The organism is Paucilactobacillus suebicus DSM 5007 = KCTC 3549 (genome assembly GCF_001434475.1).
Lineage (GTDB): Bacteria > Bacillota > Bacilli > Lactobacillales > Lactobacillaceae > Paucilactobacillus > Paucilactobacillus suebicus.
In genome coordinates this window covers 1-369 of the sequence record NZ_AZGF01000078.1, presented here as the reverse complement: position 1 = coordinate 369, position 369 = coordinate 1, and the positions used below count along the sequence as shown (strand labels likewise).

1 protein-coding gene is annotated in these 369 nt (G+C 49.9%); it reads left to right on the top strand.

Annotated features, from left to right (window positions below; all coding sequences use genetic code 11):
* A partial coding sequence (locus FD16_RS12985) for a mucin-binding protein (RefSeq protein ID WP_420835651.1) occupies window positions 1–369 on the top strand: 369 nt, incomplete at both ends.

Below are 369 nucleotides of genomic sequence, written 5' to 3'. Positions count from 1 at the left end.
AACAGAGCTACAATGGCGTCGCAACGGCTGACCTTCCAGCCAATGCGACTGTGACAGTGACGTACACCGCTGGTAGTCAAAGTGCAACTGTGGAATATGTGGATGATGACGCAGATGAAGCCGTAGTTGGTACAGCAACTCCAATTAGTGGCGACACCAACGCAACGGCAACGTGGACAAGTGATAACAAGCCAGCCGGTTATGTTTTGGCCGACGGCCAAGCAGCGAGTGGTAGTTACACATTCACCGCTGATAGTGATCAAGTCATTAAGATTCACGTTAAACATTTGATTACGAACAGCACAGCCACGACCACGCGGACAATCAACTACGTGGTGGATGATTCGAACTACACTGGTGAAGTACCAG